Here is a 22,902-nt window from a genome sequence, read left to right on the forward strand (position 1 = left end):
CCGCTCAGTCGTGGTTCGCCAGGCGGCGCTCGAAGGCCTGGAACATGGTCACCAGCCACGGCCATAGCACCGCCCCGATCAGCGAAGGTAGCAGGAAGGCAAGGTGCATCGAGAAGGGGCCGAACAACGTACGCAGCCACTGCTCGACCAGTTGTACCAACCCCAGCAGCACCAGAATCAGCAGCGCCTGCTGCACAAGGGAGTAGGTGCGAAAGCGGGGGTAGACCAGCGCCGCGAGAAAGGCCAGCAGGGATAGCGTCAGCGCATTCTGGCCCAGCGGGGCGCCCTCGATGAGATCGAGCAGTATGCCGAGCACGAAACCATGGAAGACCCCCACCCGCTCGGGTGCGGCCATGCACCAGTAGATCAGCATCAGCCCCAGCCAGTCGGGCCGCCAGATCTGCCAGCCTTCGGCCAGTGGCATTACCTGCAGGCTCAATGCCAGCAGCAAGGTAAGCCACACCCAGGGCAGCGGCGTTTGCGGTGCGCTCGGCATCAGCCCGACTCCTCCGCAGCGGATGCCAGCGCGGCATCGATATCCGACTCATCGGGGAGCTCGCGATCCCACATCTCGTCGTCGGGGACCGGCGCCGGCTCGGGTGGGAAGAGCAGCAGGAAGTGGCGCGAGCGCTGCAGGCGCGCCACTGGCTCGGCCGTCACCCGCGCGAAGGGCTGCCCGGGGTCGTGGACCACCTCGGTCACCCTGGCCACCGGATACCCTGCCGGAAAGCGGCCCGCCAGGCCCGAGGTCACCAGCAGGTCCCCCTCACGAATATCGGCCGTGTCGGGCACGTGCACGACGCGCAGGGAGTCGTACTGGCCGCTCCCCTGGAGCACGAAGCGAAGCCCGTTGCGATTGATCTGGACCGGCAGTGCATGGCTGGCGTCCGCCACCATCAGCACCCGGCTGGAGTAGGCCGAAACCGCCGTCACCTGTCCCACCAGGCCCGAAGCATCCAGCACCGGCTGACCCACGAAGACGCCGTTGCGGCGCCCGCGGTCGATCACCATCTGATGGGTGAAGGGGTCGGCATCCAGGGAGAGCAGCTCGGCAGTGATGTACGGGGCCTCGAGACGCGCAGCGGCACCGAGCAGCTCACGCAGCCGTACGTTTTCCGCCGTCAGGCTCGACATGTGCTGCACCCGATGCGACAGGTGCAGGATCTGCTCGCGCAGGCGGCGATTCTCCTCCACCAGGGCACGCTGATCGGAAAGTGCCAACGAACCCCAGGCCAGCACGTCACTAGGCACGGCGACCAGCCACTGGATCGGCGCGACGACAGTGGTGAGCTGTGCACGCACCTCTTCCATGCGGGTAAAGCGGTGATCGACGAACATCAGAGCAGACGCGGCCACCGCACATATCAACATGCGGTAGCCAGGCACAGAACCGTGCGAGAACAGCGGTTTAATAGACGTTCCCCCCGCACCGGGCGCAGCACGGTAGCTGGCCGCGCCTGTTCATACGTCGATTCGCACTGGTAAGCGCCCTTGCGGCAACGTCAGTCGCTCGAGAGCAGCTCGAAGGTATGGCGGTCGATCATCTCGAGTGCCTTTCCGCCCCCACGCGCGACACAGGTCAGCGGATCCTCGGCGACGATCACCGGCAGGCCGGTTTCCTCGGCAATCAGCTTGTCGAGGTCGCGCAGCAAGGCGCCACCGCCAGTCAGCACCAGGCCGCGCTCGGCGATGTCGGAAGCGAGTTCGGGCGGTGACTGCTCCAGTGCGCTCTTGACCGCGGCTACGATCGAGGAAAGCGTCTCCTGCAGAGCATCGAGAATCTCATGGGAGTTCAGGGTGAAGCTCCGCGGGATTCCCTCGGCCAGGTTGCGGCCGCGCACGTCGATTTCGCGCAGCTCGCCACCGGGATAGGCGCAGCCGATCTCTTCCTTGATGCGCTCGGCGGTGGCTTCGCCGATAAGGCTGCCGTAGTGGCGGCGCACGTAGGCGGAAATGGCCTCGTCGAAGCGGTCGCCACCGACGCGAATCGACTCGGAGTAGACCACGCCGTTGAGCGAGATGATGGCAATCTCGGTGGTACCGCCACCGATGTCGACCACCATCGAGCCCTGGGCGTCATCAACCGGCAAGCCGGCGCCGATCGCGGCGGCCATGGGCTCCTCGATCAGGAACACCTCGCGGGCGCCAGCGCCCTCGGCGGATTCCTTGATCGCCCGGCGCTCGACCTGGGTCGACATGCAGGGCACACAGACCAGCACTCGCGGGCTCGGCGTCAGGAAGGTGCTCTGATGAACCTTGCGAATGAAGTGCTGCAGCATCTGCTCGGTAACGGTGAAGTCGGCAATCACGCCGTCCTTCATCGGGCGGATGGCGGTGATGTTGCCCGGCGTACGGCCCAGCATGCGCTTGGCATCGGCGCCAACCGCGGCCACGCTGCGCATGTTGCCGGACTGGCGAATGGCCACGACCGACGGCTCATCGAGCACGATACCGCGACCGCGAACATAAATCAGTGTATTGGCCGTACCCAGATCGATGGAAAGATCGCTGGAGAACAGCCCCCTCAAACGTTTGAACATGGACGTCGTTACCTAGTGCAGACCGGGACCAGTGCGGAGGCAAACGGTATCATCGTGGCCCCCGTGCAGCAAGCGACATGGTGCCGCCATGGGTGCGAGAAGAGTGCCCGCCACGCGTCGGATATGGTACCTTTTCCTGCTGTGCATAACACTCCATTCCGTGCGAGGACACTCAGCTCATGGCGCTTGAACACGCAGACGTGCAGCGGGCCGCCCACTTGGCCCGCCTCGGCCTGACCGACGACGAAGCCGCCCGCTACGTGGACGACCTAGGCCGTATTCTCGAGATGGTCGACATGCTTCAGGCTCTCGACACCGAAGGGGTCGCACCGCTGGCCCATCCGCTCGATGTCACCCAGCGCCTGCGCGCCGACGAAGTCACCGAGAGCGATCAGCGCAACCGCTTCCAGCGCTGTGCCCCGGCCGTGGAAAACGGACTCTACCTGGTCCCCCGCGTCGTCGAATGAGTCCTGGCCAGCGCCCTGGGGCCACCCGCCACCGCAGGATCCGCTTTCTCTACAACGGCACGCCTTCATGGAGCCATGCCGCATGCATGACAAGACCCTTGCCGAACTGACCCGTTCGCTCGACGCCGGCGAATTCTCCAGCCGCGAATTGACTCAGCACCTGCTGGGTCGCATCGACCGCCTCGACGGCCGATTGAACAGCTTCATCACCGTCACCTACGACCAGGCCCTGGCCGCCGCCGATGCCGCCGATGCCGCCCGCGCCGCGGGCAAGGCGGGCGCTCTCACCGGCCTGCCCCTGGCGCTGAAGGACATTTTCTGCACCCGCGACGTAAAGACCACCGCCGGCTCGCGGATGCTCGACAATTTCATCGCGCCCTACGACGCCACCGTGGTCGAGAAGCTCGCCGCCGCCGGCACCGTGAGCCTGGGCAAGACCAACATGGACGAGTTCGCCATGGGTTCGTCCAATGAGAACAGCCACTACGGCGCGGTGAAGAACCCCTGGGATCTCTCCGCCGTGCCCGGCGGCTCCTCGGGCGGCAGCGCCGCGGCGGTGGCCGCCGGCCTGGTGCCAGCTGCCATCGGCACCGACACCGGCGGCTCGATCCGTCAACCCGCCGCCTTCTGCGGCATTACCGGACTCAAGCCCACCTACGGCCGCGTATCGCGCTATGGCATGATCGCCTACGCCTCGAGTCTCGACCAGGCGGGCCCCATGGCCCGCTCCGCCGAGGACTGCGCCCTGCTGCTCAATGCCATGGCCGGCCACGACCTGCGCGACTCCACCTGCGTGCAGCGCGGCGTACCCGACTACACCGAGGAGCTCGGCACCGCCCTTAGCGGGCTCAAGATCGGGCTGCCCAGAGAGTATTTCGGCGACGGCCTCGACCCGCAGGTGGAAGCCGCCGTGCGCGAGGCGATCAAGGTCTTCGAATCGCTCGGTGCCAGCGTGCGCGAGGTGAGCCTGCCACACACCCACTACGCGATTCCGGCCTACTACGTCATCGCGCCGGCAGAGGCCTCGTCGAACCTGTCGCGCTATGACGGCGTGCGCTTCGGCCACCGCTGCGACAACCCGGCCGACCTGATCGACCTCTACAAGCGCAGCCGTGCCGAGGGCTTCGGTGACGAGGTCAAGCGCCGTATCCTGATCGGCACCCACACCCTCTCCGAAGGCTTCTTCGATGCCTACTACAAGAAGGCCCAGCAGGTACGCCGCCTGATCCGCCAGGACTTCCTCGACGCCTTCGAGGAGGTCGACGTGCTGATGGGCCCTGCTTCGCCCACCCCGGCCTTCGATCTCGGCGCCAACAAGGACCCGGTCTCGATGTACCTGCAGGACATCTACACCATTGCCGTCAACCTGGCTGGCATTCCCGGCATGAGCGTGCCGGCCGGCTTTGCGGGCAACCGTCCCGTAGGCCTGCAGATTCTGGGAAGCCACTTCACCGAAGCGCGCCTGCTCAACGTCGCCCATCAGTTCCAGCAGGCCACCGACTGGCACCGTCAACGCCCCGCCTTCGCCGAGGAGAACGCGTGATGCAATGGGAAACCGTGATCGGGCTGGAGGTGCACGTCCAGCTTGCCACTCGCTCGAAGATCTTCTCCGGCGCCTCCACCGCCTTCGGTGCCGAGCCCAATACCCAGGCCTGCGCCGTCGACCTGGGCCTGCCCGGCGTGCTGCCGGTACTCAACGAGGCCGCCGTGGCCATGGCGGTGAAGTTCGGCCTGGCAATTCATGCCGAGATTCCCGAGGTCTCGGTGTTCGATCGCAAGAACTACTTCTACCCCGACCTGCCCAAGGGCTATCAGACCAGCCAGATGTACCAGCCCATCGTCGGTGCCGGCGAGGTCGAGATCACCCTCGAGGATGGCACCACCAAGCAGATCCGGGTGCACCATGCGCACCTGGAAGAGGATGCCGGCAAGTCATTGCATGAGGACTTCCACGGCATGACCGGGGTCGACCTCAACCGCGCCGGCACGCCGCTGCTGGAGATCGTCTCCGAGCCCGACATGCGCTCGGCGAAAGAAGCCGCCGCCTACCTCAAGGCAATCCATTCGATCGTCACCTATCTCGGCATTTCCGACGGCAACATGGCCGAGGGTTCGATGCGCTGCGACGTCAACGTCTCGGTGCGACCCAAGGGGCAGGAAGCCCTCGGGACCCGCGCCGAGATCAAGAACGTCAACTCATTCCGCTTCGTCGAGCGCGCCATCGCCTACGAGGTGGAGCGCCAGATCGAGCTGCTGGAGGATGGCGGCAAGGTCGTGCAGGAGACCCGGCTGTTCGACCCCGAGCGCGACGAGACACGCAGCATGCGCACCAAGGAAGAGGCCAACGACTACCGTTACTTCCCCTGCCCCGACCTGCTGCCGGTGGTGCTCGACAAGGCCTATATCGATCACCTGCGTGACAATCTGCCGGAGCTACCCGCCGACAAGCGCACCCGTTTCGAGAACGAGCTGGGGCTTTCCGCCTATGATGCCAGCGTGCTCTCCGCCACCCGCGAGATGGCCGACTACTTCGAGGAAGTGAAGGATGTCTGCGGCGATGCCAAGCAGGCCGCCAACTGGGTGCAGGGCGAACTTTCCGGCGCCCTGAACCGTGAGAACCTGTCGATCGGCAACAGCCCCGTCTCGGCACGCCAACTCGGCGAGCTGGTGGCCCGGGTGATCGACGACACCATCAACGGCAAGGCCGCCAAGCAGGTATTCCAGGCGTTGTGGAACGGCCAGGGGGCGAGCGCCGACGCCATCATCGAGGCTCAGGGGCTCAAGCAGGTCACCGATACCGGCGCCATCGAGGCAATGATCGATCAAGTGATCAGCGAAAGCCCGGCCCAGGTGGCGCAGTACCGCGACGCCGAGCCGGACAAGCGCGGCAAGATGATCGGCTACTTCGTCGGACAGGTGATGAAGGCCTCACGGGGTACCGCCAACCCCCAGCAGGTCAATCAGCTATTGAAGGAGAAGCTGGACGCGCTCTGTTAGACCACAAGGCGCTGTCGCTTCCGCGAACAGCGCCGCTTCCCATGACGAGGAAACTGGCATGTCGGACGATGTAGGCACACGCCTGCGCGCCCTGCGCACCCTGCGTGGCATCTCCCAGCGCGAGCTGGCCAAGCGCTGCGGTGTCACCCACTCCAGCCTGTCACTGATCGAGCAGGGCAAGGTCAGTCCTTCGGTCAGCTCGCTGAAGAAGATTCTCGACGCCATCCCCATCAGTGTCGGCGACTTCTTCACCATGGACATGGAGAGCCGCGACCAGGTCTTCTACACGGCCGAGGAGCTGGTCGACATGGGCAGCGGCGAAGTCGTCTACAAGCTGGTAGGTGCCAACCGGGCCAGCCGTGCGCTGGCCTTCATGATCGAGACCTACCCTCCCGGCGCCGATACCGGTCGCGAGATGATCGCCCACCAGGGCGAAGAGGCCGGCGTGGTACTCGAAGGTGAGATCGAGATCACCATTGGCGCCGAATCCCGCCTGCTCGGCCCCGGCGAGGCCTACTACTTCGATACCAACGTGCCCCACCGTTTCCGCAACCCCGGCAGCGAGCCCTGCCGCCTTGTTAGCTGCTGCACACCGGCACGGGCGTTCTAGCCCCCTCTTTCTTGTCCTTTTGTACAAGTTTTTCATCACCCGCCCACGCGGCAGGCTTCTCTGCGTGCTCGACATATAGCGTATTGAAGGCGCCTCTACCGAGCCTATCGGCTGGATAGGCTCAAACCATTTGTACATTATTTGTATAAATTTTAGAGTATCTCTGTACAACAATGAATCTCATGCGGTCACGCCCCTCTACGCACAAGGAACGACAACCATGAAGGCACTCTCGGCCAGCCTTGCTCGCCTCGGCATCCGCACCCGTTTGCTTCTCGGCTTCTCCGCCGTACTCGCCCTGATCGTGCTGCTCACTGCCATCGGCATCGTGCAGGTCAACCGTATCGACCGCAGCCTCACCACCATCAACGACATCAATGGCGTCAAGCTGCGTCACGCCATCGACTGGCGCGGCAGCGTGCATGACCGCGCTATCCTGCTGCGCGACATGACCCTGGTGGTGACACAACCGGAATTGGTGGCGCTGCAGAGCGACTACCGGGCCTTGGCCGACGACTATCGACTCGCTGCCAGCGGCATGAGCGAAATGACGCGCGAAAGCGTCACGCCACGGGAGCAGGAGCTGCTGACTGCCGTGGAGCGCCAGGCCGAAACCACTCGACGCCTGGCCGGCGAGGTAATGGAATACCGTGAACAGGGCGATCTCATCGGCGCCCGCGAACACCTGTTGAATGCTGCCGGCCCGGCCTTCTTCGCCTGGCTCGACAGCATCAATTCCTTCATCGACCACCAGGAGGCCGAAAGTGCCGCCGACAGCGCCCTGGCACGCGATACTGCCGCCGGCTTCCAGATGCTGATGCTGGCCTTGTGCCTAGCGGCCCTGATCGTAGGTGGGAGCATCGCCTACCTGCTCGCGCGCCAGCTGCTGCGAGAGCTGGGTGCCGAGCCGCATGAGGTGCGCGCCTTCGCCGAAGCGATCGGTCGCGGCGAACTGGCCACGGCCGGGCGCCTGCGCAAGAACGACGAGCGCAGCATCATGGCCGCTCAGATAGGGATGGCGCACCAGCTGCAAGACATCGTGTCCCAGGTACGCGCCGCCGCCGAAGCGGTGGCCAGCAACAGTGAGCAAATTGCCGAGGGCAATACCGACCTCGCTTCACGTACCCAGCAGCAGGCCAGCGCCCTGACCCAGACCGCCTCGGCCATGGAGGAACTCAACGGCACAGTGGTACAGAACACCGAGAACGCCGGGCAGGCCAGCCGCGAGGCGGAGAGCGCCTCGCACACGGCACGTCAGGGCGGCATGGCGGTAGAGCAGATGGCGGCCACCATGAATGAGCTCGACAAGAGTGCCGGCGAAATCGCCAGCATCATCTCGACCATCGATGACATCGCCTTCCAGACCAATATCCTGGCGCTCAACGCCTCGGTGGAAGCGGCACGGGCAGGCGAGCACGGCCGCGGCTTCGCCGTGGTCGCCGCCGAGGTGCGCAAGCTGGCCCAGAATAGCGCCGATGCCGCCAGAGAGATCAATGAGCTGATCACCAGCAACGTGGAACGCGTAAAGAGCGGTAACGCACGGGCCGCCGAGGCTCGCCAGGCCACCGAGGAAATCGTCGAGGCCATCGCACGGGTCAGTCAGCTGATGCATGAGATCAGCCAGGCCAGCGTCGAACAGAGTGCCGGAGTGCAGGAAGCCGGTACGGCCGTGGCCGAGATGGATCGGGTGACCCAGCAGAACGCTACGCTAGTAGGGGAAAGTGCCACGGCCGCCGACAACCTGCGCCAGCATGCCCGTCAACTGATGAGCGCCATGGCGGCCTTCCAACTGCCAGCGAACGGCCATGCCACAGAACAGGCAGTGGGCTGGATGGAGGCAGCGCCCCGGCCCGCCACGCAGCCCGCCACGCAGCCCACCATGCGCCAGCTGCAGCTGACAGCCAGGGAACGCCAGCCGGAGTGGGCCAACTTCTGAGCCGCACATTCAGCTTGCAATCACTCAGTCCGCAGCGTCCCCGGTCGGCAACGCCGTACGGGGGCGCCCTGCATCCAGCTCCAGCCCCGCCCGCTCTACCAGCTCGGCGGGCAGTTCTTTCTTCACCGCCACGCCCAGCTCCTGGAACTCGGCGGCCTGCTTGATCAGGTTGCCGCGACCGTTGACCAGTTGGCCCATGGCGCGATCGTAGCTGTCACGGGCGCCATCGATCCGGGTCTGCACTTCCTGCATGCTTTCGAGGAACAGGCGCAGCTTGTTGTAGAACTTCTCGGCGCGGTTGGCCAGCTCGGCGCTGTGGCGGCTCTGGTCCTCGAAGCGCCATAGCTGGCGCACTACATTGAGACTGGTCAGCAGCGTGGTGGGCGTGGCGACCAGCACGTTGTGCTCGATGGCGCGCTGGTAGAGCGTCTCGTCGTGCTTGAGCGCCTCGACATAGGCCGACTCCACCGGGATGAACATGATCACCACATCCGGTGAGTTGAGCCCCGGCAGGTCGTAGTAGTGCTTGTCGGCCAGTTCCGCGATGCGTTCACCCACCGCCGTGGCGTGGGCGGCCAGGGCCAGCTCGCGCTCACGTTCGTCCTCGGCGTTGACGTAGCGCACGTAGGCGGCGAGCGAGGTCTTGGCATCGATCACCAGGTGCCGCCCCTGGGGCAGGTAGACCAGCGCATCGGGGCGTCGACGTCCCTCGGCTGTGGTAAAGCTCACCTCGCGCTGGTAGTCCTTGCCGGGGCGCAGGCCGGAGCCCTCCAGCACGTTCTCCAGCATCAGCTCGCCCCAGTTGCCCTGCACCTTCTTCTGCCCCTGCAGCGCCTGAGTCAGGCGCTCGGCCTGGTCGGTGATCTCGCGATTGAGTGCCTGCAGGTGGCGTAGTTCGGCGCGCAGACCGGCGCGCTGCTCGGTATCGTGGCGGTGGATCGTCTCGACCTTCTCGCGAAAGCCCTTCATCTCCGCCTGAATCGGCTGCAGCAGGCCGCTGATGCGCTGCTGGGAGAGTTCGGAGAAGGCGCGCCCCTTGCGCTCGAGAATTTCGTTGGCCAGGTTCTCGAATTCCTGGCGCAACTGGTCGCGGCTGTCGCGCAGCAGGGCCAGCTGCGCCTCGAAGTGCTGCTGCTTCTGTTCGAGAGTGGTGGCCAGGCGGGCTTCGCTCACCCGCACCTCGCCAAGCGTGCGCTGCAATTCATCGAGGCGTCGCTCACGCTCGGCGAGACGCTCGCGCAGCTCAGCCAGGGCCGCCTCGTGCCGCGCCGAATCGGCACGCTGACGCCGGGCAGCGAGCAGGCCGGCCAGGCCGAAGGCAAGCAGGAACGCCACCAGTGCAGCAGCCATCAGGACAATACCCTGGGGCAGGGAGGCCAGCAGCGTGGTGAGATCGGTCAAGGGCATTCTCCTGCTGCAGCAAAGGGATAGCTCGCCAGTCTCCTCAATACCGCCGAGTTTGTCACGGCCTGCATCGCGTCCAACCTGGCATCGTTCACCATTTCTTCGTCCGCTCAGCCATCAACGAACGGCGTCCAGGCGTCAACGCAGGGTCATGCTATCGTGAAAGCCAGGCTCTACTGACGCACCTACCCATGCTCGACTTCCTTGCTCGCCCCGAAAGCCATGCCTGGCACCAGCAGCTGGCTCGCCTGCTGCGCACGGCGGCAACCCCCGACCTGCCCGCCAGGCTCAACCAGACGCTGCGCGAGCTGGTAGGTCACGAAACCGTGCTGATCAACGCCTATCGTGGTCGTCGGCAACCGCTGCTGATCCACGACGACTACCCGCCACATCGCCACGAGCAGGGTGTCGAGCGCTACCTGAGCCAGGCCTATCTGCTCGATCCCTTCTTCGCAGCAGTGAGCAATGGCCTGGATCAAGGCGCCCATCGCCTGCGCGAGCTGGCCCCGGATCGCTTCGAAGCCAGTGAATACTACGCTCATTACTATCGTGCCTTGGGCCTGGTAGATGAAGTCGGCATTTTCTGCCGGGTCGAAGCGGAGGTGGTGATCGCCGTATCGCTCGGCTTCGGGACGAAGTCGCCGCCCTTGACCCGCCGTGCGCTGCAGGCATTGCGCTACGTGTCGCCCATTGCAGAGGCCCTGCTGACCGAGTACTGGAAATGGCAGGGAAGTCAGTTCCAGCAGCGCCTGGCGGAGCAGGAACCGGTGGAAGCCGCACTCGCCAGTTTCGGCGCCGCGGTGCTGACGGCAAGGGAACAGGAGATCGTGCGCCTGCTGCTGGCCGGCCATTCGACGAAGTCGGCCGCCCGGGAACTCGATATCAGCGATGGCACGGTCAAGGTACACCGCAAGCACATCTACCAGCGCCTGGAAGTCTCCAGCCAGTCGCAGCTGTTCCGCCTGTTCCTCGATCACGTGGCGCTGGTGTCGCGTCAGCAGTCGGTTTGACGAGCGAAAAAAGCCGGCGCCCCAGGCATGGGAAGCCGGTAAGTCGAGGATTATCTAGAAATCATGTCGCGAGTGATGGCATAGATGAGCGCCTAGGGAGCCAGCGCCATCCACACACTCTTGAGCTCGGAGTACTCCTCTAGGCTGTGGTGCGACTTGTCGCGGCCGTTACCCGACTGCTTGACCCCGCCGAAGGGCATGGTCTGGTCGCCGCCGGCCCAATTGTTGACGAACACCTGGCCCGACTGCAGCCGCCGCGTCACGCGCAGGATGCGATCGATGTCCTGACTCCACAGCCCCGCGGCAAGCCCGTAGGGCGTGTCGTTGGCCATGGTCACGGCCTCCTCTTCCGTGTCGAAGCCGAACACCGCCAGCACCGGGCCGAAGATCTCCTCGCGGCCGATGGTCATGGCCGGAGTTACGCCGTCGAAGATGGTCGGCGGGATGAACAGCCCCGGGCCGTCGATAGCCTGGCCACCGGCGCGCAGCCGTGCGCCCTCTTCCACGCCCTGGCGGATGTAGTCGAGGATGCGTCGATGCTGGGCCTCGTCGACGATGGCGCCCATGAAGCTCTGCGGGTCCAGCGGGTCGCCCGGCTGCATGCTCTCGGCGGCTTTCAGCACGCGCTCGACGAAGTCGTCGCGAATCGAATTCTCCACCAGCAGCCTGGAGCCGGCGATGCATACTTCGCCCTGGTTGTGGAAGATCGCCGCGGCGGCGTGGCTGGCCACCGTGTCGAGGTCCTTGCAGTCGGCGAAGACGAGATTGGGCGACTTGCCGCCGCACTCCAGGTAGACCCGCTTGAGGTTGGACTGCCCGGCGTACTGCATCAGCTGCTTGCCCACCGCGGTGGAGCCGGTAAAGGCCAGGCAGTCGACCTCGTGGGAGAGCGCCAGCGCCTTGCCCACGGTGTGGCCGAAGCCCGGCAGCACCTGGAACACGCCCTTGGGCAGGCCGGCTTCCTTGGCCAGTTGTGCCAGCCGCAGCGCGGAGAGCGGCGACTTCTCCGAGGGTTTTAGAATCACGCTGTTGCCGGCGGCCAGCGCCGGGGCGATCTTCCACGCGGTCATCATCAGTGGGAAGTTCCACGGCACGATGGCCGCCACCACGCCGATGGGCTCGCGTAGCACCAGGGCCAGGGTCTCTTCGCCGGTGGGCGCCACCTCGCCGTAGAGCTTGTCGATGCACTCGGCCTGGTAGCGGATGCAGGCGATGGCGCCGGCCATGTCGCCCAGCGAGCTCGAGATGGGCTTGCCCATGTCGAGGGTGTCGATCAGCGCCAGCTCGTGCTTGTGGGCCTCCATCAGATCGGCCAGGCGCAGCAGGGTCTTCTTGCGCTTGCCCGGCGCCAGCCGCGACCACTCGCCGCCGGCGAAGGCCTGGCGCGCCGCCGCCACGGCGCGCGCGGCGTCGGGTTCGTCACAGCTTGCCACCTGGGCGAGAACCTCGCCGGTGGCCGGGTTGCGCGACTCGAAGGTGTCTCCGCTCTCGGCAGCGACGAAGGTGTCGTCGATAAAGGCCCGCGACTCGAAAGAAAGCTCGGCGGCTCGGGCCTGCCAATCGGCCAGGGTGCGGGGGGATGGCGTACGGCTCACGATCGGGACTCCTCTATTGATGGCTGGATCATGATGGCTGGACCATCCGCCTGTTCGCGTGTGGCCAGTCGCCTTGCAGTCTCGTCCAGCGCCTCCCAGGCCAGGCGGACCAGCTCATCGATCTCGGCGCGGGTAATGACCAGCGGCGGCGAAATGATCATCGTATCACCCACCGAGCGCATCACCAGGCCATGATCGAAGCAGATGTCGCGACACAGGGTGCCGACGCCAAAGCCCTTGGGGAACCGCGCGTTGTCGAAGCGCTCGCCGGTGTCGGGGTCGATCAGCTCCAGTGCCCCGATCAACCCCAGCGAGCGCACCTCGCCCACCAGGGAGTGATCGGCCAGGGTGGCCCAGCGCTCGGCGAGATAGGGTCCCACGTCGTCACGCACCCGCTCGACGATGCCCTCGGCCTGCATCAGCTCGAGATTCTTCAGCGCCACGGCAGCGCACACCGGATGCCCCGAATAGGTGAAACCGTGGAAGAACTCGCCGCCGCGCTCGATCAGGGTCTCGGCGACTCGGTCGCCCACCAGCACGCCGCCGATCGGCAGGTAGCCGGACGAGAGCCCCTTGGCGATGGGCATCAGATCGGGTTTCAAATCGTAGTGGACGCTGCCGAACCACTCCCCCAGCCGGCCGAAGCCGCAGATCACCTCGTCCACTACCAGCAGGATGTCGTACCTGGCCAGCACCTCCTTGACGGCCGGCCAATAGCTTTGCGGCGGGATGATGGCGCCACCCGCACCCTGCACCGGCTCGGCGATGAAGGCGGCGACGTTCTCCTCGCCGAGTTCCAGAATCTTCGCCTCCAGGGCTGCGGCGCACTCGCGGCCGAACGCTTCCGGGCTGATATCGCACCCTTCTCCAACCCGCCCTTCTGCAAACTTTCCCTCACCAAACCAATAGGGCTGCCGCACATGGGCGATCTTGGGCACCGTCGGGCCGCCCTGGGCATGCATCGGCGCCATGCCGCCAAGGCTCATGCCAGCCACGGTGGAACCGTGATAGGCGTTCTCGCAGGCGATCACCCACTGCTTGTCGGGCTTGCCTTCGAGCGCCCAGTAGCGACGTACCATGCGCAGCACGGTGTCGTTGGCCTCGGAGCCGGAGCCGGTGAAGAACACCCGGTTCATGTGCGCCGGCGCCAGCCGACACAGCGCCTCGGCCAGCTTCACCGCCGGCGGATGGGTGCTCTTGAAGAAGTTGTTGTAGTAGGGCAGTTCACGCAGCTGTGCGGTGGCCGCCTCGACCAGCTCCTCGCGGCCGTAGCCCAGATTGACGCACCACAGCCCGGCCATGGCGTCGAGGATGCGGTTGCCCTCGCTGTCATGGATGTAGACGCCCTCGGCGTGGGTGACGATACGGCTACCCTCATCGCCCAGCGCCTTGAAGTCGGTGAAGGGGTGCAGGTGGTGCTCCCGATCCAACTGGCGGTAGGTCTCGGTATGCATGGCTCCCCCGATCAGCTCGTCAAGGCCAGTGAGCGCTCGTCACTGTGCTCGCGGCAGGCGCTGGCAAACCCTTCGAACAGCGCGTGGTAGAGCGGGTGCTCCTGTGTACGCCATTCGGGGTGCCACTGCACGGCCAGGGCGAAAGCCGAGGCTGCGGCCACCGATATCGCTTCGATCAGCCCGTCCGGCGCCACCGCCTCCACCTTCAGCCCGTCACCCAAGCGATCGATACCCTGCTGGTGCAGCGAATTGACCCTCGTTTGCGGTTCGGCATACAGCGTCGCCAGGCGGCCACCGGCGCGAATCTCGACGTCATGCGCGGGGGCATAGCGGGTCGCGTAGTCGGCCTCGGGCTCGCGGTGGTCGGAGAGTCCAGGCACATTTTGCACCGCCTGGTGCAGCGTGCCACCGTAGGCCACGTTGAGCTCCTGAAAGCCGCGACAGATCCCCAGCAGCGGCAGGCCGCGCCGAATGGAGGCGGGTATCCAGGCCAAGGCGGCGGCGTCACGATGCGGATCGTCGCGGGTGTTTTCCGGTGCCCGCTCAGCGCCATAACGCGCAGGCTCGACGTTGGAGTAGCTGCCGGTCAGCAACAGACCGTCCAGATGAGCAAGCAGAACGCCGTCCACGGCGTCCTGCCAAACCGGCAGCACCACCGGCGCCAGGCCATAGGTACGCAGCGCACTCAAGTACTTGTCGGTTACCACATGGGCGGGGTGCCCCTCCACCTCACGGCGACAGGCAATGACGCCAACCAGGGGTCGGCTCGGCATGGCGGCCTCCTCGAAAATCAGATTGGCGCAAATAGTGTTGATTAAACTTTCCACTATCGAGGAAAAAAAATCCAGCCCGCCCCTGCCCGACACTCAACCAAGCAATGAAAGACAGGACTCGTCTCGAACCAAGCAAGCGATTTTCCCCGGCCAAGCGTAAAGGATTTGACAACACTGACTCATCATCGAAAGATAGACGTCAATAACGACCCAGCGACACTCACAGGTGCCCCATGCCGCCGCTCAGCGCCGATCAGGCCCGGGAGTTTCTCGCGCGCCACCCTGACATCGACAGCATCGACCTACTGATCAGCGATCTCAACGGTGTCATGCGTGGCAAACGCATCCCGCGAGACAACCTAGACAAGGTCTGCCGGCAGGGCGTCAACCTTCCGGCATCGGTCTTCGCCCTGGATATCAATGGCCACACCATCGAAGCCACCGGGCTGGGACTCGCCATCGGCGACAGCGACCGGGTCTGCCGGCCCGTGGCGGGCTCCCTGATGCCGACGCCGTGGCTGCGCAATGGCCGCCAGGGGCAACTGCTGATGACCATGGTCGAGCCCGACGAGACCCCCTTCTTCGCCGACCCGCGCCAGGTACTGTCACGCCAGCTGGAACGGCTGCACAAGCGCGGCCTGACGCCCGTTGCCGCCGTGGAGATGGAATTCTATCTGCTGGATCGCGAGCGCACCGGGGACGGACTGATACAACCGCCGCGCTCGCCCCGCAGCGGCGAGCGCGCCAGCCAGAGCCAGCTCTACTCCATCGGCGAACTCGACGAATATGCCGACTTTCTCGAAGACGTGCAGCGGGCGGCCGAGTGCCAGGGCCTGCCGCTCGATACGGCGCTCAAGGAGTGCGCGCCGGGTCAGTTCGAGATCACCCTCGGCCACTGCGACGATGCGCTCAGGGCGTGCGACAGCGCCGTCCTGCTGAAGCGCCTGATCAAGGGCGTAGCGCTCAATCACGGCTTCGAGGCCACGTTCATGGCCAAGCCCTATGGCCTCGAGGCCGGCAACGGCACCCATGTGCACCTCAGCATGCTCGACGCCAGCGGCCGCAACGTGTTCGCCGCTCCCGACGGCGATCCGCTCGGCAGCGCCACCCTGCATCAGGCCGTTGCCGGGATGCTGGCGCTGATGCCGGCGTCGATGGCGATCTGTGCCCCCAACCTAAACTCCTTCCGCCGCTTCCAGCCAGGTCTCTACGTGCCCATGACGCCCACCTGGGGCTTCGACAACCGCTCGGTGGCGCTGCGTATTCCTTCGGGCAGCAACGACGCACGCCGTATCGAGCATCGTGTTGCCGGTGCCGACGTCAACCCCTACCTGCTGCTCGCCGTGCTGCTGGCCAGCATCGAGCACGGCATTGCGGAACGGCTGACGCCGCCCGCCCCTGTCACCGGCAACGCCTACGAGCAGTTCGAGCCCTCCTTGACCAACAGCTGGCATCGAGCCCTCGACCTGCTGGAAGCCAGCGAGCCGTTGCAGAATGCCCTGGGCCGCGATTTCGTCCACGTTTTCGTTGCCAATCGGCGCGCCGAGCGCGACCTGGCCATGCAGACGGTGAGTCAGTTGGAGTATGCCTGGTATCTCAGGCACGTGTAGTGGCGACTTACCGCAACTCTTCTTCTTGTATCTTCAAGCACGCCTGCCAGATTCGCTCCGCAATGGGCTGATCGTGTTCGGCATGTCGGAAGAGACAAATATCCAGTGGTGCGGTATGGGAGGCATCGCCGACAATAACCAGCCGTCCTGTCGATAACTCATCACGCACGGCACGCTCCGGTACCCAGGCAATCCCGCTGCCGGCGATTGCACCTCGCTTCAGCACGTCGGACATGGAGCATTCATAGCAAAACTGCAGTCGTGACGAGAGATTCTCACGCGCCAGGATCAGCGCCGTCATGCGGCCAAGATAACTGTCCGTGGAATAGCAGAGATAAGGCTGAGGTGTTGTGTCGTCATCGAGTGGGTATATTGCCTGTCCCGCTTTACCCACAGCGCTGACCGGCACCAGCCGCTCGGAGCCCAGTACTATCGAGGGATAACGTCCGATATCGGTCAGTGTCGGTAACAAGGGGCTGTTATAGGCAAGCATCAGGTCGCAGTTGCCGCTGATCAAAGCCTCGACGCATCCTGCCACGTGATCGGCCACGATCCTCGCCCTGATACTACCTAAACGACTTTGCAGCTGCTCATGCCAGTCCACGAAGAAGCTGACCGCCAGGGTATGCGAGGCGGAGATGGAGACGACCTCCTCGATCTGAGGCACAAACCCCAGCGCTTCCTCACGCCCGACGCGTAGCAACGAGAGAGCATCCTGTGCGGTGCGCTGAAAGGACTCCCCAACCGGGGTAAGAGCTACAGGGAAAACACTGCGATCGAACAAAGGGGCGCCGACCCAGTATTCGAGATTGCGAATACGGCGGCTGAAAGCTGGCTGAGTCACATTGCGCAGCGTTGCGGCGCGCGAGAAGTTGCGTGTGGCAGCCAAGGTGAGGAAATCTTCCAGCCAGTTCATTTCCACGGCATGGCCCAGAACGCAGGGAGACATGAGTCCCAGCATAACGTCAATGCCCTCCTCGCCGCCAGCCTCATGTTTCCCTGGGGAAGCAGCCGGTTACTGCGCCAGTGCCACACAGCTGTGAGCCAATATTTCAGTCGGGTCCAGAAGCGTTACGTGTTGACACCGCACTGGGTCAAGCTCGATCAGCGGCAGCTCAGTGCAGCCGAGAATGATGACCTCGGCACCGTTTTCCAGCAGGTGATCAATGGCGGCGTGCAGATGCTCGCTGCATTCACCCGATACATACCCGGCCTTTACCCCCCGGCTGCCATAGATGGCCTCCATGACACGCGCCTGAAACTCCGGCGCTGGAACCAGAGTTTCACGGCCTGAGGACGACATGATGTCATGGTAGACGCGACTCTCCACGGTACCACTGGTCGCCAGCAGCCCCACCCGGGTGAAAGATTCGTTGCCGGCACCGAGGTGGTCGACCACAGCGGTCAGCATGTTGATGATGGGTATGCCGATATAAGGTTGAATCCGTGCCACGAAAGCATGTGCCGTATTGCAGGGGATGGCTATCGCGTTGGCTCCCTCTGCTTCAAGACGCTGGCAGGTAGCCAGCATCGGAATACTCGGATCCTCGCCATTACCAATGAGATTGGCAGTACGATCAGGGATCTGAGGGTTTTGCTCTACGACTATCTTGAGGTGGTCCTGATCACGTTCGGCATGGGTCAGGCTGACCACCTTACGCATGAAATCGACCGTCGCCGCGGGCCCGACTCCGCCCAGCACGCCCAACTTGAAGGAGTGGCGTTCACGCTCACGGTCATGGCCTAGCGCATACTCGGCATAAATCAGATTCGAATCCAACAAGGGCACCGGCGTCAGGGACTGCAATGACGCCATCAGCACCGGTATCTCGCTCAGCCCCGGCACGATGATGTCGGCGCCCTTGGCGACGAGGTTATCGCAGGTCTCCAACAACAATTGCAGACACCCGCTCCCGTGATGACCGCTCTTGATGCCTGAAGGACCATAGATCGCTTGCATCAGGGCATCGCGCTGCACGACTTGATCCGGATACACGATCTCAGCACAGCCTTCGAAGCGCTGTTCAAAGAGACACGAAGCCCTCACATAGCTGGAAGTCAGCACCCCGATCTTGCGCGCCTCCGGATATTTTCCACGAATGTGATCCAGCAAAGCATCGAATATGTCGACAACGTTGTAGCTTATTTCTGGCGTGATTTCGGAAAGGAAGGTATGAGACAGGAAGCAAGGGACCAAGGCATTCTCAACCTTTCCCTGCATACCCTTTAGAACATCGTATACATAAAACTTTCGACGAATGGGATTGTAGTCTTCATCGGCAATGCCGGGGCCGTCGTCGAAGTGGCGCTGCTCGAAGGCAATATCGACACCACCGGTCGGCTTACAGTTCTGTGCGGCCCGCACTGTCTTGATCAGCACATCGGCACTGCCAAGCGCCCCTAGTCCACCCACGACTCCATAGCGAACTACCGGTCTGACGGAAGAGCTGTAACCGGATACTTCACGCCTCATGGCGGCTGTCTCCTTTGACGCCTACATCGATCCGTACCGGCAGCCACGATTCAGCGCTGCCAGTACGGATTTTTAGAGGTTCAGGTGAATGAGGACCGCATTACGTGAGGCGTGTTATAGACAGCCTCGTCCAGTTCGCCTTCGCTCTTGGCCACCAGACAGCTCACCGCACAATCTCCGGCTACGTTAAGTCCGGTACGTGCCATGTCGAGCACACGGTCGATACCCGCAATAATGGCAACACCCTCCAGCGGCAAGCCCACCGAGGTTAGAACCAGAGACAGCATGATCAGCCCCGCGCCCGGCACACCAGCCGTACCGATGGAACCCAAGGTTGCTGTCAGAATGATGGTCGCGTAAGCGCCGGCGCTCAGATCGACACCATAGGCCTGGGCGATAAACAACGCACAGACACCCTGATAAAGCGCAGTACCATCCATGTTGATCGTGGCACCCAGCGGAAGTACAAAGCTGGAAACTCCCCGCTTGACACCTAGATTCTGCTCAGCGGCCATCATGGTAACGGGAAGTGTGCCGGCACTTGAGGTGCTGGTAAAAGCCAGCATGATCGGCTCGATGCTGCCCTGGAAGTAGCGTAACGGATTCAGCCGCGCCAAGAAGCGAAGCATGCCACCATAAACCACCACGGCATGGACGATGCAGCCCAGGTAGACGATCCCGATCACCTTGGCTAACGGCAACAGCATCTCCAAACCATAGGTGCCAGCCACCCAAGTCATCAGAGCAAAGACGCCGTAGGGAGTGAACGCGATGATGATACTGGTCATGCGGTAGATGATTTCAGCAGCGGACTCGAAGAATTCACGCACAGGCCGCGCCTTCTCGCCAACCAGTGTGATGCAAAGGCCGAACAGGATGGCGAACACGATAATCTGCAGCACATTGCCTTCGGCGAAGGCTTCGACAGCATTGGTCGGCACCAGTCCCAATAGGGTTTCCACTGCCGTAGGCGCCTCAGGCACTGCTACTGCTGCAACTGTGCCAAGTTCAATCCCGACACCAGGCTGGAACACGCTTGCCAGCACCAACCCGATGGCAATGGCCACTGCCGTCATGCCTAGATATAGCAGCAGTGTCTTGAAACTCAGGCGGCCCATCTTGGATAAGTTGTTTAGCGACGCCACCCCGGTCACCAGGGAAACGAACACTAGTGGCACAATCAGCATCTTGATGCCGCGAATGAACAGATCACCCAACGGCTTGATGTCGGCAGCGAGGTCGGCGCGCCCCACCTGATTGAGCACGACCCCTAGACTTAGGCCGAGCACCAGGGCGATGAAGATTTGCTTCCATAGCGGAAGTCGGGTCCAGGGAGAGAGAAAACCTCGACGTGGTAGGGTTTGTGTGTCCGCCATAGTGAAATTCCTGCTTATCGTTATAGGGCCCTGCGCGTGAAACAGCCGGGGCGAGTGGTCATGGTCATACAGCACCTCAATGGGCGGCCAACTCTTTATTTTTATTTCTCATGCAAAGATTGCATGGAGCGGCAGGAAGCGGCGTGCGGCCGCACGTGGCAGGAGGTACGCCATGTCCATCGTCATGACGGAGCACATCAGCGCTGTTTTTCGGCAATCAAACCGAGAAATCCAAGCAAGCTAATAAGCCAGCTAAGAAATTGACCACTACCGAGGAAGGTGGTTAAGTTTTCCAATTGACTTGGATATGCCAATGATCGATTCGCAAGCATTTAGCATAAAGATAAATAAAACTGGCTTTCGTGAGGGCGTACGATTTCACACAACCTAACCTGGCCGTCGGCATTACTGCGAACAAGGAGCATTGCCGAGGAGTCCCTACAGAGCGGCCGAAGAGTGCTGGATCTCGTGCGCGAAGAATCATGCGAACTGAAAGTAACGCCCCGAACCGAGTCGGGGCGATGCATGAAGGAGAAAGAAAGTCAGCTGAAGGAGTATATCAGCCGTCCGCGCTGGCCAGCGGCAGGTCCCAGCGCGGCTGCCCCTCCTCGAGCAGCACGCGGTTTCCCTGGGGCTGGTGATCCAGTCGAGAAACCTCAGTGAGTTCGCCGTGGCGCCAGGTCACGTCATAGCCGACGGTTTCCTCGGAGCTATCCACGACGGTATGACACTGGCGCTGCGTGGTGGCATAGGTCTGGGTCTGGTTGGCCTCGATGCGCCCCTGAATCTCGCGCCCGGCGAAGCCGCCGCCGACCGCGCCTGCCACGGTGGCAAGCGTCTTGCCGCTGCCGCCCCCCACCTGGTTGCCGAGCAGGCCGCCCACCACGGCACCCGCCGCAGTGCCGGCGATACGATGCGGGTCGCGGCTAGGGGCCTGGGCCTGCTGGTGCACCACCACGTCCTCGCACACCTCACGGGGCGTCTCGACGCTGCGCGTCACCGGCTGCACCGCAACGACCTCGGCGAACTGAGGGCCGCTCTCGACCGGGTCCGCGCCTTGCTGTACCTGCCAAGCGCCGAAAGCCAAGCCACCCAGGCCCAGCACGCTCAACGTCGTTCCGATCACGACCGACTTGTTCATGACACTCCTCCTGCAGGGCGATATGTCGCCCCGGGCTTTATAAGGCTCGGCTCGATACGATGTGCAAGAGAAGAGACGTGGAGAGCGGCGATTCCGTGCCACCCGGTAGATGATCTCAGTATACGCTGCGACTGGCTTGGATTAAGCGCAGCGCAGCGGTTTCCACATTTTCTGACCCGGTGTCCTCCATTGGCGACACTTCACCAGCCGAGCCGATCCCGCGTCGCGTAGTACCAGGCGCCCAGCGCCGAAAGCGGCACGCGCAGCAGTCGCCCACCGGGAAACGGCAGGTGCGGCAGGCCGGCGAAGGCATCGAAGCGCTCGCTCTCCCCGCGCATCACCTCGGCAATCAATTTTCCGGCGAGGTGCGAGCAGGTCACCCCATGGCCCGAGTAGCCCTGGGCGTAGTAGACATTATCGTTGAGCCTGCCGAACTGGGGCAGTCGACTCAGCGTCATCAGGAAATTACCGCTCCAGGCAAAATCGATGCGCACGTCGCTCAACTGCGGAAAGGTCTTGAGCATCTTGGGGCGAATCACCGCAGCGATATCGGCCGGATCCTGGCCCCCGTAGTTGACCCCACCGCCGTAAAGCAGGCGGCCATCGGCAGTGAAGCGGTAGTAGTCGAGCAGGTAATTGCAATCCTCCACCGCCATGTCGTGGGGAATCAGCCCGCGGCGCAGCGCCTCCGGCAGCGGCTCGGTGGTGATGATCTGGGTGCCGCAGGGCATCGACTTGCTTTCCAGCTCCGGCAGCACCCCTTGCAGATAGGCGTTGCCGGCCATGACCACGCGCCGAGCGCGTACGCTGCCACGCGGCGTACGCAGCGTGACCGTCTCACCATGTTGCACACCGGTGACCGGCGTCTGTTCGTAGATGACGCCACCCAGCGACTCGCAGGCCGCCGCCTCGCCGAGCACCAGGTTGAGCGGATGCAGATGCCCGCCGGAGTGATCCACCAGCGCACCGACATAGCGATCGCTTGCGACCTCGCGCTTGAAAGCATCGCCCTCCAGCAGCTCCAAGTCGTGATGTCCGTAGCGTTCCCATAGCGCCTTGTGCTCGCGCAGCCCCTCGAGTTGCTTGTGATTGCAGGCGGCGAAGAGATTGCCCTCCTTGAGGTCGCAGGCGATATCGTACTGGGCGATGCGGCTGCGTATGATGCGGTTGCCCTCGAAGGCCATGTCGCCCAGCGACCGGGCAGTGTCGGCGCCGTATCGGGCCTCGATCACGTCCATGTCGCGGCTGTAGCTGTTGACGATCTGCCCGCCGTTGCGGCCGGAGGCGCCGAAACCCACCCGGGCAGCCTCCAGCACCACCACCTCATGGCCCTGCTCGGCAAGGTGCAGCGCCGACGAAATACCCGTGAAGCCCGCCCCGACCACGCACACCTCGCACTCGATGTCGCCTTGCAGGGCGGGACGCTGGGGCGACGGGTTGGCCGTCGCCGCATAGTAGGACGCCACATGCTCGGTGGCGGCACTGGTCGACATAGCGATACCTCGCACGCAAAAAG

19 protein-coding genes are annotated in these 22,902 nt (G+C 63.7%); 7 read left to right on the plus strand and 12 right to left on the minus strand.

The window, feature by feature from the left end; all coding sequences use genetic code 11:
* Positions 1 to 4 precede the first annotated feature (4 nt).
* The 3 genes from mreD to ACUY1T_RS04505 all read right to left on the minus strand — a co-directional run bounded on the left by mreD (position 5) and on the right by ACUY1T_RS04505 (position 2,540).
* On the minus strand, positions 5 to 496 hold the full coding sequence (gene mreD, locus ACUY1T_RS04495) for a rod shape-determining protein MreD (protein ID WP_446020521.1): 492 nt from the start codon (positions 494 to 496) through the stop codon (positions 5 to 7).
* Entirely contained in the window at positions 496 to 1,371 is an 876-nt protein-coding gene (mreC, locus tag ACUY1T_RS04500) for a rod shape-determining protein MreC (protein WP_446020522.1), read from the minus strand. Before mreC ends, mreD begins: the two co-directional genes overlap by 1 nt.
* Before the next feature lie 131 nt (positions 1,372 to 1,502).
* On the minus strand, positions 1,503 to 2,540 hold the full coding sequence (locus ACUY1T_RS04505; protein WP_104201758.1) for a rod shape-determining protein: 1,038 nt from the start codon (positions 2,538 to 2,540) through the stop codon (positions 1,503 to 1,505).
* A 179-nt stretch (positions 2,541 to 2,719) separates the two neighbouring features.
* Between ACUY1T_RS04505 and gatC the strand changes: the two genes are divergently transcribed.
* The 5 genes from gatC (at position 2,720) to ACUY1T_RS04530 (ending at position 8,550) form a co-directional block, all read left to right on the plus strand.
* Positions 2,720 to 3,007 (plus strand): Asp-tRNA(Asn)/Glu-tRNA(Gln) amidotransferase subunit GatC, encoded by a 288-nt coding sequence (gatC, locus tag ACUY1T_RS04510; RefSeq protein ID WP_446020523.1) that lies wholly within the window; start codon positions 2,720 to 2,722, stop codon positions 3,005 to 3,007.
* 82 nt (positions 3,008 to 3,089) lie between these two features.
* On the plus strand, positions 3,090 to 4,550 hold the full coding sequence (gatA, locus tag ACUY1T_RS04515) for an Asp-tRNA(Asn)/Glu-tRNA(Gln) amidotransferase subunit GatA (protein ID WP_446020524.1): 1,461 nt from the start codon (positions 3,090 to 3,092) through the stop codon (positions 4,548 to 4,550).
* Complete coding sequence (gene gatB, locus ACUY1T_RS04520) at positions 4,550 to 6,004, plus strand: Asp-tRNA(Asn)/Glu-tRNA(Gln) amidotransferase subunit GatB (protein WP_446020525.1); 1,455 nt, start codon at positions 4,550 to 4,552, stop codon at positions 6,002 to 6,004. The genes gatA and gatB overlap by 1 nt, the downstream gene beginning before the upstream one ends.
* A 58-nt stretch (positions 6,005 to 6,062) precedes the next feature.
* Complete coding sequence (locus ACUY1T_RS04525) at positions 6,063 to 6,614, plus strand: cupin domain-containing protein (RefSeq protein WP_446020526.1); 552 nt, start codon at positions 6,063 to 6,065, stop codon at positions 6,612 to 6,614.
* Positions 6,615 to 6,834: 220 nt separating this feature from the next.
* A complete protein-coding gene (locus tag ACUY1T_RS04530) occupies positions 6,835 to 8,550 on the plus strand; it encodes a methyl-accepting chemotaxis protein (protein WP_446020527.1) in 1,716 nt (571 codons plus the stop codon).
* 24 nt (positions 8,551 to 8,574) lie between these two features.
* Here ACUY1T_RS04530 and ACUY1T_RS04535 read toward each other — a convergent pair whose 3' ends face one another.
* A complete protein-coding gene (locus ACUY1T_RS04535; RefSeq protein WP_446020528.1) occupies positions 8,575 to 9,951 on the minus strand; it encodes a DNA recombination protein RmuC in 1,377 nt (458 codons plus the stop codon).
* 194 nt (positions 9,952 to 10,145) lie between these two features.
* Between ACUY1T_RS04535 and ACUY1T_RS04540 the strand changes: the two genes are divergently transcribed.
* Complete coding sequence (locus ACUY1T_RS04540; RefSeq protein ID WP_446020529.1) at positions 10,146 to 10,964, plus strand: LuxR C-terminal-related transcriptional regulator; 819 nt, start codon at positions 10,146 to 10,148, stop codon at positions 10,962 to 10,964.
* Between the two features lie 92 nt (positions 10,965 to 11,056).
* On the opposite strand, the gene ACUY1T_RS04545 is transcribed toward ACUY1T_RS04540, so the two are convergent.
* Genes ACUY1T_RS04545 through ACUY1T_RS04555 form a run of 3 tightly spaced genes read right to left on the minus strand, consistent with a single transcriptional unit; the run spans position 11,057 to position 14,786 of the window.
* Positions 11,057 to 12,562, minus strand: a complete 1,506-nt coding sequence (locus ACUY1T_RS04545) for an aldehyde dehydrogenase (protein WP_446020755.1) — start codon at positions 12,560 to 12,562, stop codon at positions 11,057 to 11,059.
* Entirely contained in the window at positions 12,556 to 14,013 is a 1,458-nt protein-coding gene (locus tag ACUY1T_RS04550; RefSeq protein ID WP_446020530.1) for an aspartate aminotransferase family protein, read from the minus strand. The genes ACUY1T_RS04545 and ACUY1T_RS04550 overlap by 7 nt, the downstream gene beginning before the upstream one ends.
* A gap of 11 nt (positions 14,014 to 14,024) precedes the next feature.
* Entirely contained in the window at positions 14,025 to 14,786 is a 762-nt protein-coding gene (locus tag ACUY1T_RS04555; RefSeq protein WP_446020531.1) for a gamma-glutamyl-gamma-aminobutyrate hydrolase family protein, read from the minus strand.
* Positions 14,787 to 15,019: 233 nt separating this feature from the next.
* Between ACUY1T_RS04555 and ACUY1T_RS04560 the strand changes: the two genes are divergently transcribed.
* Positions 15,020 to 16,396, plus strand: a complete 1,377-nt coding sequence (locus ACUY1T_RS04560) for a glutamine synthetase family protein (RefSeq protein WP_446020532.1) — start codon at positions 15,020 to 15,022, stop codon at positions 16,394 to 16,396.
* Positions 16,397 to 16,403: 7 nt separating this feature from the next.
* Here ACUY1T_RS04560 and ACUY1T_RS04565 read toward each other — a convergent pair whose 3' ends face one another.
* The 5 genes from ACUY1T_RS04565 to ACUY1T_RS04585 form a co-directional block, all read right to left on the minus strand.
* Positions 16,404 to 17,357 carry a LysR substrate-binding domain-containing protein gene (locus ACUY1T_RS04565; protein ID WP_446020533.1) on the minus strand — a complete coding sequence of 318 codons (954 nt, stop codon included), beginning with the start codon at positions 17,355 to 17,357 and terminating at the stop codon, positions 16,404 to 16,406.
* A 54-nt stretch (positions 17,358 to 17,411) separates the two neighbouring features.
* Positions 17,412 to 18,869, minus strand: a complete 1,458-nt coding sequence (locus tag ACUY1T_RS04570; RefSeq protein WP_446020534.1) for an amino acid racemase — start codon at positions 18,867 to 18,869, stop codon at positions 17,412 to 17,414.
* A gap of 80 nt (positions 18,870 to 18,949) precedes the next feature.
* Positions 18,950 to 20,245: a dicarboxylate/amino acid:cation symporter gene (locus ACUY1T_RS04575; protein WP_446020535.1), complete on the minus strand. Its 1,296-nt coding sequence runs from the start codon at positions 20,243 to 20,245 to the stop codon at positions 18,950 to 18,952.
* A 559-nt stretch (positions 20,246 to 20,804) separates the two neighbouring features.
* The gene (locus tag ACUY1T_RS04580; RefSeq protein ID WP_446020536.1) at positions 20,805 to 21,386 is read right to left on the minus strand and encodes a glycine zipper 2TM domain-containing protein; all 582 of its coding nucleotides are present in this window, start codon (positions 21,384 to 21,386) and stop codon (positions 20,805 to 20,807) included.
* 200 nt (positions 21,387 to 21,586) lie between these two features.
* On the minus strand, positions 21,587 to 22,879 hold the full coding sequence (locus tag ACUY1T_RS04585) for an NAD(P)/FAD-dependent oxidoreductase (RefSeq protein ID WP_446020537.1): 1,293 nt from the start codon (positions 22,877 to 22,879) through the stop codon (positions 21,587 to 21,589).
* Positions 22,880 to 22,902: the final 23 nt, after the last annotated feature.

It is taken from the genome of Billgrantia sp. Q4P2, assembly GCF_052806135.1.

Bases quoted from the DNA above. Each gene is read 5' to 3' on its own strand.
- ACUY1T_RS04575 (WP_446020535.1), bottom strand. From the start codon at position 20,245: ATGGCGGACACACAAACCCTACCACGTCGAGGTTTTCTCTCTCCCTGG.
- ACUY1T_RS04565 (WP_446020533.1), bottom strand. From the start codon at position 17,357: ATGCTGGGACTCATGTCTCCCTGCGTTCTGGGCCATGCCGTGGAAATG.
- ACUY1T_RS04570 (WP_446020534.1), bottom strand. From the start codon at position 18,869: ATGAGGCGTGAAGTATCCGGTTACAGCTCTTCCGTCAGACCGGTAGTT.
- ACUY1T_RS04530 (WP_446020527.1), top strand. From the start codon at position 6,835: ATGAAGGCACTCTCGGCCAGCCTTGCTCGCCTCGGCATCCGCACCCGT.
- mreD (WP_446020521.1), bottom strand. From the start codon at position 496: ATGCCGAGCGCACCGCAAACGCCGCTGCCCTGGGTGTGGCTTACCTTG.
- gatC (WP_446020523.1), top strand. From the start codon at position 2,720: ATGGCGCTTGAACACGCAGACGTGCAGCGGGCCGCCCACTTGGCCCGC.
- ACUY1T_RS04550 (WP_446020530.1), bottom strand. From the start codon at position 14,013: ATGCATACCGAGACCTACCGCCAGTTGGATCGGGAGCACCACCTGCAC.
- ACUY1T_RS04555 (WP_446020531.1), bottom strand. From the start codon at position 14,786: ATGCCGAGCCGACCCCTGGTTGGCGTCATTGCCTGTCGCCGTGAGGTG.
- ACUY1T_RS04580 (WP_446020536.1), bottom strand. From the start codon at position 21,386: ATGAACAAGTCGGTCGTGATCGGAACGACGTTGAGCGTGCTGGGCCTG.
- gatB (WP_446020525.1), top strand. From the start codon at position 4,550: ATGCAATGGGAAACCGTGATCGGGCTGGAGGTGCACGTCCAGCTTGCC.
- ACUY1T_RS04540 (WP_446020529.1), top strand. From the start codon at position 10,146: ATGCTCGACTTCCTTGCTCGCCCCGAAAGCCATGCCTGGCACCAGCAG.
- gatA (WP_446020524.1), top strand. From the start codon at position 3,090: ATGCATGACAAGACCCTTGCCGAACTGACCCGTTCGCTCGACGCCGGC.
- ACUY1T_RS04525 (WP_446020526.1), top strand. From the start codon at position 6,063: ATGTCGGACGATGTAGGCACACGCCTGCGCGCCCTGCGCACCCTGCGT.
- mreC (WP_446020522.1), bottom strand. From the start codon at position 1,371: ATGTTGATATGTGCGGTGGCCGCGTCTGCTCTGATGTTCGTCGATCAC.
- ACUY1T_RS04585 (WP_446020537.1), bottom strand. From the start codon at position 22,879: ATGTCGACCAGTGCCGCCACCGAGCATGTGGCGTCCTACTATGCGGCG.
- ACUY1T_RS04505 (WP_104201758.1), bottom strand. From the start codon at position 2,540: ATGTTCAAACGTTTGAGGGGGCTGTTCTCCAGCGATCTTTCCATCGAT.
- ACUY1T_RS04560 (WP_446020532.1), top strand. From the start codon at position 15,020: ATGCCGCCGCTCAGCGCCGATCAGGCCCGGGAGTTTCTCGCGCGCCAC.